The 14,305-nt window shown below is 67.4% G+C and carries 13 protein-coding genes; 6 read left to right on the top strand and 7 right to left on the bottom strand.

What is annotated here, in order from left to right:
- Window positions 1-13 precede the first annotated feature (13 nt).
- The 7 genes from pepQ to rph all read right to left on the bottom strand — a co-directional run bounded on the left by pepQ (window position 14) and on the right by rph (window position 7,178).
- Window positions 14-1,345 (bottom strand): Xaa-Pro dipeptidase, encoded by a 1,332-nt coding sequence (pepQ, locus tag HFK18_RS08810; RefSeq protein WP_180165843.1) that lies wholly within the window; start codon window positions 1,343-1,345, stop codon window positions 14-16.
- A 75-nt stretch (window positions 1,346-1,420) separates the two neighbouring features.
- Window positions 1,421-1,795, bottom strand: a complete 375-nt coding sequence (locus HFK18_RS08805; protein WP_180165841.1) for a PilZ domain-containing protein — start codon at window positions 1,793-1,795, stop codon at window positions 1,421-1,423.
- Entirely contained in the window at window positions 1,792-4,068 is a 2,277-nt protein-coding gene (locus HFK18_RS08800; RefSeq protein WP_180165840.1) for a DUF1631 family protein, read from the bottom strand. The genes HFK18_RS08805 and HFK18_RS08800 overlap by 4 nt, the downstream gene beginning before the upstream one ends.
- Window positions 4,069-4,188: 120 nt before the next feature.
- Window positions 4,189-5,415 (bottom strand): radical SAM family heme chaperone HemW, encoded by a 1,227-nt coding sequence (gene hemW / locus HFK18_RS08795; protein ID WP_257216121.1) that lies wholly within the window; start codon window positions 5,413-5,415, stop codon window positions 4,189-4,191.
- A gap of 58 nt (window positions 5,416-5,473) precedes the next feature.
- On the bottom strand, window positions 5,474-6,070 hold the full coding sequence (rdgB, locus tag HFK18_RS08790; RefSeq protein ID WP_180165838.1) for an RdgB/HAM1 family non-canonical purine NTP pyrophosphatase: 597 nt from the start codon (window positions 6,068-6,070) through the stop codon (window positions 5,474-5,476).
- Complete coding sequence (locus HFK18_RS08785) at window positions 6,070-6,456, bottom strand: VOC family protein (RefSeq protein WP_180165836.1); 387 nt, start codon at window positions 6,454-6,456, stop codon at window positions 6,070-6,072. Before HFK18_RS08785 ends, rdgB begins: the two co-directional genes overlap by 1 nt.
- Window positions 6,453-7,178, bottom strand: a complete 726-nt coding sequence (rph, locus tag HFK18_RS08780) for a ribonuclease PH (protein WP_025874210.1) — start codon at window positions 7,176-7,178, stop codon at window positions 6,453-6,455. The genes HFK18_RS08785 and rph overlap by 4 nt, the downstream gene beginning before the upstream one ends.
- Window positions 7,179-7,300: 122 nt before the next feature.
- Between rph and HFK18_RS08775 the strand changes: the two genes are divergently transcribed.
- The 6 genes from HFK18_RS08775 (at window position 7,301) to recG (ending at window position 14,143) form a co-directional block, all read left to right on the top strand.
- Window positions 7,301-8,161, top strand: coding sequence for a YicC/YloC family endoribonuclease (locus HFK18_RS08775; RefSeq protein WP_180165834.1), 861 nt, complete (start codon window positions 7,301-7,303; stop codon window positions 8,159-8,161).
- Window positions 8,158-8,820 carry a guanylate kinase gene (gmk, locus tag HFK18_RS08770; RefSeq protein ID WP_033831917.1) on the top strand — a complete coding sequence of 221 codons (663 nt, stop codon included), beginning with the start codon at window positions 8,158-8,160 and terminating at the stop codon, window positions 8,818-8,820. Before HFK18_RS08775 ends, gmk begins: the two co-directional genes overlap by 4 nt.
- 110 nt (window positions 8,821-8,930) lie before the next feature.
- On the top strand, window positions 8,931-9,230 hold the full coding sequence (gene rpoZ / locus HFK18_RS08765) for a DNA-directed RNA polymerase subunit omega (protein WP_005410877.1): 300 nt from the start codon (window positions 8,931-8,933) through the stop codon (window positions 9,228-9,230).
- 106 nt (window positions 9,231-9,336) lie between these two features.
- Entirely contained in the window at window positions 9,337-11,499 is a 2,163-nt protein-coding gene (locus HFK18_RS08760) for a bifunctional (p)ppGpp synthetase/guanosine-3',5'-bis(diphosphate) 3'-pyrophosphohydrolase (RefSeq protein WP_025874213.1), read from the top strand.
- Window positions 11,500-11,637: 138 nt separating this feature from the next.
- Window positions 11,638-12,024, top strand: coding sequence for a RidA family protein (locus tag HFK18_RS08755; RefSeq protein ID WP_025874214.1), 387 nt, complete (start codon window positions 11,638-11,640; stop codon window positions 12,022-12,024).
- Window positions 12,025-12,031: 7 nt separating this feature from the next.
- Window positions 12,032-14,143 (top strand): ATP-dependent DNA helicase RecG, encoded by a 2,112-nt coding sequence (recG, locus tag HFK18_RS08750; RefSeq protein WP_180165832.1) that lies wholly within the window; start codon window positions 12,032-12,034, stop codon window positions 14,141-14,143.
- Window positions 14,144-14,305: the final 162 nt, after the last annotated feature.

The following is a 14,305-nucleotide window of genomic DNA, read 5'->3' as shown; positions in this document are numbered from 1 at the left end:
AACCACGAGGGGCTCAGCCGTTCGCCGCCGCAAACACCGGCCGCGTCAGATTGTCCGCCTCGCCATCAGTGCACAGCACTTCGTCTTCGATGCGGATGCCGCCGTACGGACGGAAGAAGTCCACGCGATCCCAGTTGATCGCATCGCCATGGCCGGCAGCCTTCACTTCGTTCAACAGCATGTCGATGAAGTACAGGCCCGGCTCGATCGTCACCACCATGCCCGGTTCCAGTACGCGGGTCAGGCGCAGGTACGGATGACCCGCTGGGCGCTCGATGCGTCCGCCTTCGTCACTGGCAGCGAAACCCGCCACGTCGTGCACCTGCAGGCCGATCAGGTGACCGATGCCATGCGGGAAGAACGCGGCGCTGACGCCGGTTTCCAGCGCAGTCTGCGGCGACACCTTGATCACGCCGAAGTCCTTCAGCACGCCCATCAGCGACAGATGCGCATCAACATGCAGCTGCTTGTAGTCGAAGCCCGGGCGCACCGCTGCGCACATTGTCTGCTGCGCGGCATCGACGGCTTCGATCATTGCCGCGAACTCGTCATGGCCGGCGGCGGCGTAGGTGCGGGTGATGTCGCTGGCATAACCATGCGCGCTGGCGCCGGCGTCGATCAGGAAGCTGCGCAGCGGCTGCGGTGCCTTGCGGCCCAGTTCGGTGTAATGCAGCACTGCCGCATGTTCGTTCAGGGCCACGATGTTGCCGTACGGCAGTTCAGTGGCGTCCTGGCCCACGGCCTGGCAGTACGCCATGTGGATGCTGAACTCGTCGGCGCCATTGCGGAACGCCGCTTCGGCTGCGCGATGGCCGCGCACGCCCAGCACCTGCGCCTGGCGCATCAGTGCGATTTCATAGGGCGTCTTGCTGCCGCGATGCCATTCCAGGTAGTTCACCACCGGCGCCGGGTTGTTCGGCACATACGCGCCCAGCGCGCTCTGCGATTCACCCAGGATCGCGCAGCGCGCCGGGTCGGACGGCAGCAGTGCCAGCGCTTCCTCGGGCGTGCGGATGATGTGGATGTCGAAGTGCTCGACCCACCAGCCGCTCGGTGCATCCGGCACTACATGCCAGTAGTCGAACGGCTGGTGGAAGATCACCGCCGGACGCTTGCCCGGGGTGAACACGATCCAGCTGTTGGGCACCCGGGTCAGCGGCAGCCAGGCCTTGAACTGCGGGTTGACCGCGTACGGGTAGTCACGGTCGTCGAAGACCTGGTAGTGCAGGGTGCCGCTGGGCACCACCAGGTGGTCGAAGCCGCCGCGTGCCAGCGCCTGCTCGGCGCGTCGGCACAGCACGGCCAGGTGGTCGGGATACAGGGCGCCGGGGTCTTGCTGGATCATTGCGGTGGCTCGACACGGAAAACGGCCCTAGATTCTGCCGGATACCGACGCACTCCGCTGTGCCGGAACCGGCACTCAGCCCGTCGAAACCGGTGCCTCGTCGCTGTCTTCGCCGATCCACAGGCGTAGTTGCTGCCGATGCTCGCGTGACAGGGTCAGGAAGCGGAAGCCTGCCCAGCTCTGGCCGGGCGCATGCGCCGGTTCGCTCCACAGCAGGTGTACGCCGACATCGATCACCTCGCTGCGACCATCGGCCAACGGCAACGGGAAACGCAACTGATACAGCGCATCGTCGCGCAGCGCGGCGCTGGCCAGCATCAGCATGCCGGTCTCGGATACGTTGCCCAGGCGTCCAACCACGCAGTCGCGCATCTGGTCGGTCACCGGTACCAGGTCGGAGACCTGCCGTCGCGGCGCGCGGCGGGTATCAAGGGGCGGTTGCGTACTCATGCGTTGGGCTCCTGTGGGCGACGTCCGGCGAGCGTGCGCAGTGCGCTCAGGCTGGCCTGCCAGGCGCGGTCGACCAGACGGCCTTTGTCTTCGGTGACCAGCTGCGCGCGTCCGGCGCTCATCTGCCGGGCCAACGTATCCAGGGTGGTTTCGCCGATCTTCTGCCCACGCGCGTTGACGAACAGCACATGGCCAGTCAGCAGGCTGTACCAGGACAGGCGCTGGCGACGCAGAGTGCCTTCGCCGTCATCGATATCGAACCAGCTGCCGAAGGGCAGCGCGCACAACTGCTGGTAGCAGGCCTCCTCGGCCTCGCTGCGCGGTGCGGAATCGCTTGCCAAGGGTTGTGCGCCTGCGTGTTCGCCCAGACGCGCATGCGCCTTCAGGCGCGCGCTGAGTTCGGTGCGTGAGGTGCTTTCATCTTCGCCACCGGGTGTGGACAGGCGGCGCGCGACGGCTGCGGCTTCCTCTGCGTGGTAGCCGACCTGCAGCAGGGCCGATTCAACCTCGGCGGCCAGCGGAGCATCGGTCACGCTGCTTTCGCTGGCGGCCTCGGCAGTGATCGCAGCGATGCGTTCGGTCTGCTGCAGGCGCTCCTGCCATTGCGGCGAATCATCACCGTGGCGCAGGCGGGTCAGCGTCAACGCGTCCGCCCAGGCCTGGCGCAGCAGTGTCTGCACGAAGCGTGGCGGTTCCTGCGTGTCGCAGCACTGGTCGATCTGCGCATTGGCCTGGCGTCGCGCAAGTTCCAGCCGTTCCTTGCCGCGTGCGGCTTCCACGTGACGGCGCTCGGCCAGTTCGGCGCGGTGCGCGGCGGCACGCTGGTGCTGTTGTATCTCTTCGTTGGCGGCGGCAAAGGCCTCGGGCGTGCGCGCATCCTGGCCGAGCAGGCCCTGCACGCTCTGCGCCAGCCGTTGCAGCAGCTGCGGATCGACATCGTCATCGCCGAGCCAGCTGGCGCCGGCTTCAGCGACATGGTTGAGCAGTTCGCGTGCCGGGTGTTCGTCGCGAACGAAGAACCCGGGATCGGCCATCGCTGCGCGCGCCAGTGGTACCTGCAGGCGCGCGAGCAGCGCGGCCGGCACCGGGTCCGGACGTTGCTGCTGCTGTACCTGCTGCAGCAGCAGGCGCAGCAGATCAAGATTGTCACGATCGTGGCTGCCAAGGCTGGCCTGCGCGCCATGTTCGCTGCGCAGCTGGGCGACCACGGCGGCCTGCAGATCGGTCATGGCGCTGGCGGCGCTGGCCTGGCCCTGCAGGCGCGCCAGCACGGCATCAACCGCTGCACTGGGCAGGGCAGCGGGATCGGCCGCTGGTTGCGGGGTCGGCCGCGCCCGTTGCAGCATTTCATGCAGCACGCTGCTGGCCGGTACCGTCAGCCCGGCCGAGGCGCCGGGCGCAGCCGCATCGGCGAAGGCGTCCTGCATCAATGTCGACCATGAGCCGGCCGGTGCCGAGCCACCCCAGCCGGTCATCGGCGTGGGCACGCGCGGTGACGGGCGTCCGCTGCGGCCGCTGCCGACCGACTGGGTGATGATCCGGCGGGTGCTGGAAGAACGCGCCAGGTATGGGGTGTAGACCAGGCCTGGCAGGATGCCGTGCTGCGCCAGCAACGCATTGGCACGGTCCAGCACATTGCCCAGCCGTTCCAGTACCTGCCGCTCGAAACTGCGGTACAGCGCCATCTGCACGTCGGCGCTGAGGGCATCCTGTTCGGCCAGCTTGCGCACCATTGCGCACAGGGCCTGCGGTGCCAGGGGCAGGGTATCGGCTTCAAAGGCCGGCGCGCCGGCTACAACACCCAGACGCTGGCCGAGCAGGTTCAAGGCGTTGGCCGAACGCAGCGTTTCCCGGCGCACCATTTCGGTCAGCAGCAGGTCGCGGTCGACCTCATGCTCGGCTACCAGGGTCAACCCGAGCATGCCGGGCAATGGCGGAGGGGTGGCGGCGGTCACGACCGGGGTGACCGGTTCCCGCAGCCGCGCAAGCGCATCAGCCAGTGCATCGAGCATGCGGTCGCTGAAGTGACCGGCGAACGCATGCAGCTGCCCGCGTTGGCCCAGCAGGTCAGCCTGCTGTTGCGGGTTGCGGGCATGGTCGGCGTCATGCAGCAGGGTCTGCTCCAGCGCTTCCACGGTGAGGATGAGCGGTGCCGTCAGGGCCTGGTGGCACAGGCCGATCAACGCGCCCAGCAGCTCGCGTACACGCGGCGGCAGGTCGGCCGCGGCCAGGCGGGCAGTGTCGGCACTGGAAAGAGAGAAGACAGCAGACATCGGCGAGGGGATCCGGATTCCCGCGTATCGAACTTGGAATCTACCGTGTCGGCCGGTGACGGCGCTACTTTAGCCGCAGATTCATTCAGCGCGGCCTTCCATGGCCGCGCGGCAGGCAGATCAATCTTCCAGGAACAGGCTGACCACATCGTTGGTGAAGCGCCGGCCGAGCTCGGTCGGTTGCACGTACCCGTCCGCCACCAGCAGCCAACCGCGCTGCACCGCTTCGGCCAATGGAACGTCCAGCACGCTGCGGGCCAGGCCGGTCCGCGATTCGAAGTCGCGCAGGCTGAAGCCTTCGTGCAGGCGCAGCAGGTTGAGCATGTACTCGAACGGCAGGCGATCAGCGGCGATCACCTCGTCGCCACCGAACGATGCGGCGGTGCCTGCGGTATCCATGAACGTCTGCGGGTGCTTGTGCTTCCAGCGCCGCAGCACGTGCTCCTCGGCGCCGGAACTGATCTTGCCGTGTGCGCCGGCGCCAATGCCGAGGTAGTCACCGAAACGCCAGTAGTTCAGGTTGTGCGCGCTCTGCCGGCCGGGGCGGGCGTAGGCACTCACCTCGTACTGGCCGAAACCGGCCTGCGCCAGCAGCGCCTGGCAGTGTTCCTGCATGTCCCAGGCATTGTCTTCATCGGGGATGCCCTGCGGTGGCCGCGCGAAGAACACGGTGTTCGGTTCCAGGGTCAGCTGGTAGTGCGAGATGTGGGTCGGCTGCAACGCGAACGCGCGTTCCAGGTCGGCCTCGGCACCGGCCAGGGTCTGCTCCGGCAGGGCGTACATCAGGTCGATGTTGAAATTGTCGTAGCCCGCGTCCTGCGCCATCTTCACCGCGCGCTCGGCCTCGCCACTGTCGTGGATGCGGCCCAGGCGCTTGAGCATCGCATCATCGAAACTCTGGATGCCGAAGCTGAGGCGGTTCACCCCGGCCGCACGGTAGCGGTCGAAGCGGCCGTGCTCGGCGGTGCCCGGGTTGGTTTCCAGGGTGATCTCGGCATTGGGCGCGAAGCGCAGACGCGCGCTGGCCTGCTGCAGGAAGCGGTCGATGGCTTCCGGCGGGAACAGGCTGGGCGTGCCGCCACCGAAGAACACGCTGCTGACCACCCGGCCCCAGACCAGCGGCAGGTCCTGGTCGAGGTCGCGCACCAGCGCATCAATGTAGGCATCGAAGGGCAGTTCGCCCTTTGCCTGGTGCGAGTTGAAATCGCAGTACGGGCATTTGCGCACGCACCACGGCAGATGCACGTACAGCGCCAGCGGCGGCGGCACCAGACGTGGCGGGGTGTCGTGGTCGCAGGACTCGCCGGGCAGGTGGTTGCAGTGATCGTGGTCGTGGTCGTGCGGCATGGCAGTCATCGGTAGTGCCGGCCGCGGGCCGGCTTCCCTGTGTTGATCGGGTGGGGTGTCAGAGCCAGGCCGCGAGCTGCTGCTTGAGCTGCTGCAGGGCGATGGCACGATGGCTGATGGCATTCTTCAACGCCGGTTCCATTTCCGCAGCGGTCAGGCCGTGGGCAGTATCCAGGAACACCGGGTTGTAGCCGAAGCCGTTGCTGCCGCGCAGTTCGCGGATGATCTGCCCTTCCCAGCGGCCTTCGCAGATCAGCGGCTGCGGGTCGGTGGCGTGCCGCAGCAGCACGATCACCGCATAGAAGCGGGCGCTGCGCTGGCCATCAGCGATGTCGGCCATCGCTTCCAGCAGCTTGGCGTTGTTGGCCGCTGCATTGGTCGGATGGCCCGCATAGCGCGCGCTGTACAGACCCGGCGCACCGCCGAGGGCGTCGACGATCAGCCCCGAATCATCGGCCAGCGCCGGCAGGCCGGTTGCTTCGCAGGCGGCGCGCGCCTTCAGCAGCGCATTCTCGACGAAGGTCAGGCCGGTCTCTTCCACATCGCCCAGGCCCAGTTCGGCGGCCGAAGTGATCTGCAGCGGCAGGTCGGCGAGGATTTCCTGCATTTCCACCAGCTTGCCAGCGTTGTGGCTGGCCAGGACAAGCTTCTTCATCAGCGGGGCTCCAACAGGTCCCAGGTGTTGCCGTACAGGTCGCGGAACACCGCGACGGTGGCGTAGGGTTCTTCGCGCGGCTCTTCCAGGAATTCGACACCGGCGGCCAGCATCGCCGCGTGGTCGCGGCGGAAGTCATCGGTGTTGAGGAAGAAGCCGACGCGGCCGCCGGTCTGGTTGCCGATGCGGCTGCGCTGGTCGTCGTTGCTGGCGCGGGCCAGCAGCAGGGCGGCGGCGCTGCCGTCGGTGGGGCCGACCACTACCCAGCGCTTGCTGCCCTGGTCGATGTCGTCCAGCAGCTGGAAGCCGAGCTTGCCGGTGTACCAGGCAATCGCTTCGTCATAGTCGGCCACCACCAGGGTGGTCAGGGCAATGCGCCGGTTCATGCTGACAGCGCTGCCTGCTGTGCGGCCAGCAGCTCGGTCACGCCCTTCTCGGCCAGGCCCAGCAGCGCATCCAGCTCGTCACGGCGGAAGGCATGGCCTTCAGCGGTGCCCTGCAGTTCGATGAAACCGCCGCCATCGTTCATCACCACGTTCATGTCGGTGTCGCAGTCGCTGTCTTCGGCGTAATCCAGGTCCAGCACCGGGGTGCCGCGGTAGACGCCGACCGACACCGCCGCCACCGCGCCGAGGATCGGGTTGCGCTTGATGTCACCGCGCTTCATCAGCACGTTCACCGCATCGACCAGGGCCACGTAGGCGCCGGTGATGGCAGCAGTACGGGTGCCACCGTCGGCCTGCAGCACGTCGCAATCGAGGGTGATGGTGCGTTCGCCCAGTGCGTTGCGGTCCACGCAGGCACGCAGGCTGCGGCCGATCAGGCGCTGGATCTCCAGCGTGCGGCCGCCCTGCTTGCCGCGTGCGGCTTCGCGGTCGCTGCGGGTGTGGGTGGCGCGCGGCAGCATGCCGTACTCGGCGGTCACCCAGCCTTCGCCCTTGCCACGCAGGAAGCCCGGCACCCGGTTCTCGATGCTGGCCGTGCACAGCACGCGGGTTTCACCGAAGCAGACCAGCACCGAACCTTCGGCGTGGCGGGTGAAACCGCGCTGGATGACGACCGGGCGCAGCTGATCGGGCTGACGGCCACTGGGGCGGAAATCGGACATGGGGCAGGTTCCGTTGGGAAAGGGAGTACGCCGCCATCCCCGCGGCCTTCACGGGGCGGGGAAAGGGGCTCAAAAGAGACCGCTAGGGTACCATTCCCCCTTTGCAAGCACCGGATACATCCATGATTCGAAGCATGACGGCCTATGCCGGCGGCGAGCGTTCCACTACCTGGGGCACGCTGGGCTGCGAGCTGCGCTCGGTCAACCACCGGTTCCTGGAAGTGGGCACCCGCCTGCCCGAGGAACTGCGCGCATTGGAACCGCAGCTGCGCGAGCGCATTTCCGCGCGGCTGAGCCGTGGCAAGCTGGATCTGGTGATGCGCCTGCGCGCGCCGGAATCGGCTGCCAGCCTGCAGGTCAACGAGGTGCTGCTGGGCCAGCTGGGCCAGCTGGCACACCGGCTGACCTCCGATTTCCCCAACCTGCAGGTCAGCTTCACCGACCTGCTGCAGTTGCCCGGCGTCACCCAGGGCGAGGCCACCGATGCCGCAGCCCTGCAGGTTGAAGCATTGGCGCTGCTGGACCAGGTGCTGGACGGCTTCGTCGCCGCCCGCGAGCGTGAAGGCAATACGCTGGCCACCGCCATCGCCGAGCGCGTGGATGCCATCGAGCGCATCGCCGCCGAGGTCCGTACGCTGATTCCAGCCATTCGCGACGGCCAGCGCGCCAAGCTCGCCGCCCGCCTGGCCGACCTGCCGCATCCGGTGGATCCGGGCCGCGCCGAGCAGGAACTGGTGATGTGGCTGCAGAAGCTGGACGTGGACGAGGAGCTGGACCGCCTGTCCAGCCACATCGTCGAGATCCGCCGTGTGCTCAAGCAGCGCGAGCCGGTCGGCCGCCGCCTGGACTTCCTGCTGCAGGAGTTCAACCGCGAGGCCAACACGCTCGGTTCGAAGTCGGTGGACAGCCGCACGTCCAATGCCGCCGTCGAGCTGAAGGTGCTGATCGACCAGATCCGCGAGCAGGTGCAGAACATCGAATGAGCATTTCCACGCCCCCGGCCGCGATCGCACGCGGCACGCTGTACATCGTTGCCGCGCCCTCCGGCGCCGGCAAGAGCAGCATCGTCAACGCCACCCTGGCGCGCGACCCGCAGATCGCGCTGTCGATCTCCTTCACCTCGCGGGCCATGCGCCCGGGTGAAGTGAACGGCCAGCACTACCACTTCGTCAGCGCGGAGAAGTTCGAGGAGATGATCGCCGCCGGCGACTTCTTCGAACACGCCTGGGTGCATGGCGACTGGAAGGGCACCGCCCGGCAGTCGGTGGAGCCACAGCTGAACGCCGGCCAGGACGTGCTGCTGGAGATCGACTGGCAGGGCGCGCAGCAGGTGCGCCAGCTGGTGCCGGGCACGGTGACGGTGTTCATCCTGCCGCCGTCCAAGCAGGCCCTGCAGGACCGCATGCGCAAGCGCGGCCAGGACAGCGAGGCGGTCATCGCCCAGCGTCTGGGTGCTGCCCGCGATGAAATGCTGCACTTCAACGAGTTCGACTACGTCATCGTCAATGAAGTGTTCGACACCGCCGTGGACGAACTGTGCGCGATCTTCACCGCCAGCCGCCTGCGCCGGGACGCCCAGAAGGTCCGCCATGCCGGCCTGATCCAGGCCCTGTTGACCCCGGATGCGAGTTCAACTGATTGATTCCTAAAGGGTCCGGTGGGGGTTGGCTTGATTTTGTCCAGCCCCTGCCAGTACACTCCGTCCCCTTTCCCTCATTCGACTGAGCGGCCGACCGGTCGCCGGGAGCCCGTATGGCCCGCATTACCGTAGAAGATTGCCTGGAAGTCGTTAACAACCGTTTCGAGCTGGTGATGATGGCCTCCAAGCGCGCCCGTCAGCTCGCCAATGGCGTGCAGGCCACGCTGGACAACAGCGAGACCGAGGACAAGCCGACCGTGCTGGCGCTGCGCGAGATCGCTGCCCGCAAGATCGACAACGCGCTGATCGACGAAGTCGAGAAGGCCGAGCGTGAGCGCGCCGAGCGCGAAGCGCTGGAGTGGGCCGCCGCTGAAGTGGTCGCCGACGAAGACATGTCCAAGAACGACGATTGATCGCATCGATCAACGTCATCGCTGGATACGCCGAACAGCCCGCCCCGTGCGGGCTGTTTCGCATTCAGGGTTTGCCGTAAACGTCGCGCTGGCATAGGCTTTGGCCATGAACCCAGGCCCCACTGCCAAGGTCGCCGCAGTCCCCGCTGCCGCCGTACCCGATTACGTCCTCCAGCTCGAACGCGCCGCCCACTATCTGCCGCCCGAGCAGCTGCCGCTGCTGCGCCGTGCGTGGGAAGTCGGCGCCTCCGCGCACGCTGGGCAGACGCGCAAGTCGGGCGAGCCCTACATCACCCATCCGGTGGCCGTGGCCCAGGTGCTGGCCGAGCTCGGCCTGGACGTGGAAGCGCTGATCGCCGCGATCCTGCACGACACCATCGAAGACACCCCGCTGACCCGCGAGGCGCTGTCGGCCGAGTTCGGTGAAGCGGTGGCCGAGCTGGTGGACGGTGTCACCAAGCTGGACAAGCTGAAGTTCCGCGACCGCCAGGAAGCGGCTGCCGAGAGCTTCCGCAAGATGCTGCTGGCGATGTCACGCGACCTGCGCGTGATCATGATCAAGCTGGCCGACCGCCTGCACAACATGCGCACGCTGGGCGCGCAGAGCCGCGAAGCGCGCGGCCGCATCGCCCGCGAGACGCTGGAGATCTACGCCCCGATCGCGCAGCGGCTGGGCATGAGCCTGGTCAAGAGCGAACTGCAGAACCTCGGCTTCAAGGCGCTGTACCCGTGGCGCCATGCCATCCTGGAAAAGCACATCCGCAGCCAGCCGGTGGTGCGCCGCGAGGCGCTGGCGCAGGTGGAAGTGCAGCTGTCGCAGCGCCTGGCCAAGGAAGGCATCGAGCACCGCCTGGTCAGCCGCATCAAGACCCCGTGGAGCATCTACAACAAGATGCGCGACGAGAACAAATCCTTCGACCAGGTGATGGACGTGTTCGGCTTCCGCCTGGTCGTGCGCGGCGTGCCGCAGTGCTACCACTCGCTGGGTGCAGTGCATGCCGCGTTCAAACCGCTGGACGGGCGTTTCCGCGATTTCATCGCCATCCCCAAGGCCAACGGTTACCAGTCGCTGCATACCGTGCTGTTCGGCCCGTATGGCTCGCCGATCGAAGTGCAGATCCGCACCGAAGAGATGGACCTGATTGCCGAGCGCGGCGTGGCGGCGCACTGGACCTACAAGTTCGGCGGTGACTCGCCCAACAGCGCGCAGAGCCGCGCGCACGCCTGGATCGTCGAGCTGATTGATTCGCAGCGTGCCGCCGGTTCCTCGCTGGAGTTCCTCGACAACGTCAAGGTCGACCTGTTCCCGGACGAGGTCTACCTGTTCACGCCGAAGGGCAAGATCCTGGCGCTGCCGCGCAATTCCACCGCGCTCGACTTCGCTTATGCCGTGCATACCGATGTCGGCAACATGGCCGTGGCCTCGCGCGTGGACAAGAAACTGGTGCCGCTGCGCACCAAGCTGGTGTCGGGGCAGTCGGTGGAGATCATCACCGCGCGCTCGGCCACGCCCAAGCCGCAGTGGCTGGAGTTCGTGGTCACCAGCAAGGCACGCACCGCCATCCGCCACCAGCTCAAGCAGCTGGAGCACGAAGATGCCGTGCAGCTGGGCCACCGCATGCTCGACCGCGCGCTGGAGGCGATGGACAGCTCGCTGGAGCGCCTGCCAAAGGGCCGCCTGGATGCGTTCCTGGCCGAACATCGTTTCCCGCGCCTGGAGGCCCTGCTGGCCGAAGTCGCGCTGGGCAACTGGATGCCGACCCAGGCCGCACAGGCGCTGATGGCGTACGCCGAACTGCGCGGCGGCGCGCATTCGCGCCACAGCTCGCAGGAAAAGATCCTGATCAACGGCAGCGAGCGCGGCGTGGTCACCTTCGCCGGCTGCTGCCAGCCGATTCCGGGCGACGACATCATGGGCTACCACACCGCCGGCAAGGGCATTGTGGTGCACCGCATGGATTGCCCGAACCTGGCCGAACTGCGCAAGTCGCCCGAGCGCTGGGTGCTGATCGGCTGGGATACCACGGTGTCTGGCGACTACGACACCTCGCTGGTGGTGGAAGTGGAGAACGGTACCGGCGTGCTCGCGCAGCTGGCTGCGGCGATCGCGCAGAGCCATTCCAACATCGAGCGCGTGGATTACCTGGACCGCGATTTCAACGCCGCAGTGCTGGCGTTCAACATCCAGGTACGCGACCGCAACCACCTGGCTGAAGTGATGCGTCGCCTGAGGCGCCTGTCGGTCGTGCAGGCGGTTCGCCGCCAGTAGATCCACGCCACGCGTGGATGATTCCGGCCGTGCCGGCCCGCCGCGCGGTTCATGCGGGGTAGATCCACGCCATGCGTGGATGCACCCCCACCCGGTACAATCACCGCTCTGTTTTCCCCCAACGCACCGGAGCGACCCATGTCCCGCCAGATCATCAACACCGAAAAGGCCCCGGCCGCCATCGGCCCGTACTCGCAGGCCGTGCGCGCCGGCAACACCGTGTATTTCTCCGGCCAGATTCCGCTCGACCCGGCCACCGGCGACATCGTCGGCGTGGGTGACGTCGAAGCACAGGCCCGTCGTGCCTTCGACAACCTCAAGGCCGTGGCCGAAGCCGCTGGCGGTTCGTTGGACAAGGTCGTGCGCCTGGGCCTGTACCTGACCGACCTGGCCGAATTCGCCAAGGTCAACGCCGTGATGCAGGACTACTTCCAGGCCCCGTTCCCGGCCCGTTCCACCATCGAAGTCTCCGGCCTGCCGAAGGGCGCCAACTTCGAGGTCGACGCGGTGATGGTCATCGACTGACCGCCACGTGGCACGCAAGGCGGCGGTCACCCCGGCACTGGCACCGTCCGGTGAAACATCGCTTGCGATGCTCGCCGGCGTCGGTCCGGCCGTGGCCGCCAAGCTGCAGGCGCGTGGCCTGGCCACCCTGCAGGATCTGTGGCTGCACCTGCCGCTGCGCTATGAAGACCGCACCCGGCTGACCCGCATCGAAGACCTGCGCAACGGCATTCCGGCGCAGGTGGAAGTGCGGGTGATCGCCGTCGAGCGCGGCATGCGCTACCGGCCGATGCTGAAGGTAGCGGTGGAGGATGAAGGGCAGGGCACCCTGGTGCTGCGCTTCTTCCATTTCCGCCAGCAGCAGGTCGGCCAGTTCGCGGTCGGCAATCGCCTGCGCTGCTTCGGCACGCCCAAGCCCGGGCATCTGGGGTTGGAGATCGTCCATCCCAGTTACCAGGTGCTGGGGCGCAATGACGATCCCGATCTCGGCGACCGCCTCGACCCGGTGTATCCCACCGTCGAAGGCGTCGGCCCGATGACGATGCGCAAGCTGATCGGCCAGGCGCTTGATCGCCTGCCGGAAGAAAGCACGCTGGAACTGCTGCCCACCGGCTGGCTCGATGGCCTCGGCCTGCCATCGCTGCGCAGCGCGCTGCTGACCGTGCATCAGCCGCCGCCGGATGCCGATCTGGCCGCACTCGCTGCCGGCACCCACCCAGCGCAGCGCCGGCTGGCGATGGAAGAACTGCTGGCCCACCACCTCAGCCTGCGTCGCCAGCGCATTGCGCTGCAGGCGCATCACGCACCGCCGCTGGCCGGCCCCGGCAAGCTGGCCAAGGCGCTGCTCAAGCAGCTGCCATTCGCGTTGACCGGTGCGCAGGCGCGCGTGTTCAAGCAGATCCGCGAAGACCTCGCGCGCCCCAGCCCGATGCTGCGGCTGGTGCAGGGCGACGTCGGCTCGGGCAAGACAGTAGTGGCCGCGTTGGCGGCGATGCTGGCGGTGGAGCAGGGCAAGCAGGTCGCACTGGCTGCCCCCACCGAACTGCTGGCCGAACAACATCTCAACAATCTGCGCGGCTGGCTGGAACCGCTGGGCGTGCGCATTGCCTGGCTGGCCGGCAAGGTCACCGGCAAGGCGCGCGCGAAGGTAATGGAGCAGGTCGCCAACGGCGAAGCGCAGGTGGTGGTGGGTACCCACGCGCTGATGCAGGAGGCGGTGGTGTTCCAGGATCTGGCCCTGGCCATCGTCGACGAGCAGCACCGCTTCGGCGTGCACCAGCGGCTTGCGCTGCGCGACAAGGGCAAGGGCGGCAACAACGTGCCGCACCAGCTGGTGATGACCGCCACGCCGATTCCTCGCACGCTGGCGATGTCCGAGTACGCCGACCTGGATGTATCGGCCATCGACGAGCTGCCGCCGGGCCGCACGCCGGTGCAGACCGTGGCACTGAACAATGATCGTCGCCCCGAACTGATCGAGCGCATCGCCCTTGCATGCCAGGAAGGGCGGCAGGTCTATTGGGTATGCACGCTCATCGAAGAAAGCGAAGAGCTGGATGCCACGCCCGCGCAGGCCACCTACGAATCGCTGCAGGCGCTGCTGCCTGGCGTGCGCGTGGGGCTGGTGCATGGCCGGCTGAAAGCGGCCGAGAAGCTGGCGACGATGGTCGCGTTCAAGGCCGGTGACATCGACCTGCTGGTGGCCACCACGGTGATCGAAGTCGGCGTGGACGTGCCCAATGCCTCGCTGATGGTGATCGAGAATGCCGAGCGCCTGGGCCTGGCCCAGCTGCACCAGCTGCGTGGCCGCGTCGGCCGTGGTTCGGCGGTGTCGCGCTGCGTGCTGCTGTATCAAGCGCCGCTTTCGCAGATGGCGCGCGAACGCCTGCAGACCATGCGCGAGACCAACGACGGTTTCGTCATCGCCGAGAAGGACCTGGAACTGCGCGGTCCGGGCGAACTGCTGGGCACCCGCCAGACCGGTCTGGCCGGTTTCCGCATCGCCGATCTTGCGCGCGATGCGGGCCTGCTGCCGGGTGTGCATGAGTTGGCCGAACGCCTGCTGGCGCAGCAACCGGCGCTTGCAGATCGCGTGGTGCAGCGCTGGATCGGCACCGCCGTGCGTTACGCCTCGGCCTGACCGGTTGGGGGCGGATCCCCTTGCCGAGCAAAGGGCTCTGACCCCGCAAGGGCCAGGATATCCGCCGCGGACTGGTAGAGCCGAGCCCATGCTCGGCTGCTGTTCGCGCTGCGCGCGTGAGTCGAGCATGGCTCGACTCCACAAAAGTCTATCCACGCATGG

The organism is Stenotrophomonas sp. SbOxS2 (genome assembly GCF_013416715.1).
In the GTDB taxonomy this organism is placed as follows: Bacteria; Pseudomonadota; Gammaproteobacteria; order Xanthomonadales; family Xanthomonadaceae; genus Stenotrophomonas; species Stenotrophomonas lactitubi.
The sequence above is the reverse complement of the archived record's forward strand: the minus strand, read 5'-3'. Positions and strand labels throughout refer to the sequence as shown.

What these genes read in the sequence shown, in the direction of transcription:
- HFK18_RS08755 (WP_025874214.1), top strand. Translation starts at nt 11,638, where the DNA reads ATGTCCCGCCAGATCATCAACACCGAAAAGGCCCCGGCCGCCATCGGC.
- HFK18_RS08760 (WP_025874213.1), top strand. Translation starts at nt 9,337, where the DNA reads ATGAACCCAGGCCCCACTGCCAAGGTCGCCGCAGTCCCCGCTGCCGCC.
- hemW (WP_257216121.1), bottom strand. Translation starts at nt 5,415, where the DNA reads ATGCCGCACGACCACGACCACGATCACTGCAACCACCTGCCCGGCGAG.
- rph (WP_025874210.1), bottom strand. Translation starts at nt 7,178, where the DNA reads ATGTCCGATTTCCGCCCCAGTGGCCGTCAGCCCGATCAGCTGCGCCCG.
- HFK18_RS08785 (WP_180165836.1), bottom strand. Translation starts at nt 6,456, where the DNA reads ATGAACCGGCGCATTGCCCTGACCACCCTGGTGGTGGCCGACTATGAC.
- HFK18_RS08775 (WP_180165834.1), top strand. Translation starts at nt 7,301, where the DNA reads ATGATTCGAAGCATGACGGCCTATGCCGGCGGCGAGCGTTCCACTACC.
- gmk (WP_033831917.1), top strand. Translation starts at nt 8,158, where the DNA reads ATGAGCATTTCCACGCCCCCGGCCGCGATCGCACGCGGCACGCTGTAC.
- HFK18_RS08800 (WP_180165840.1), bottom strand. Translation starts at nt 4,068, where the DNA reads ATGTCTGCTGTCTTCTCTCTTTCCAGTGCCGACACTGCCCGCCTGGCC.
- rpoZ (WP_005410877.1), top strand. Translation starts at nt 8,931, where the DNA reads ATGGCCCGCATTACCGTAGAAGATTGCCTGGAAGTCGTTAACAACCGT.
- rdgB (WP_180165838.1), bottom strand. Translation starts at nt 6,070, where the DNA reads ATGAAGAAGCTTGTCCTGGCCAGCCACAACGCTGGCAAGCTGGTGGAA.
- pepQ (WP_180165843.1), bottom strand. Translation starts at nt 1,345, where the DNA reads ATGATCCAGCAAGACCCCGGCGCCCTGTATCCCGACCACCTGGCCGTG.
- HFK18_RS08805 (WP_180165841.1), bottom strand. Translation starts at nt 1,795, where the DNA reads ATGAGTACGCAACCGCCCCTTGATACCCGCCGCGCGCCGCGACGGCAG.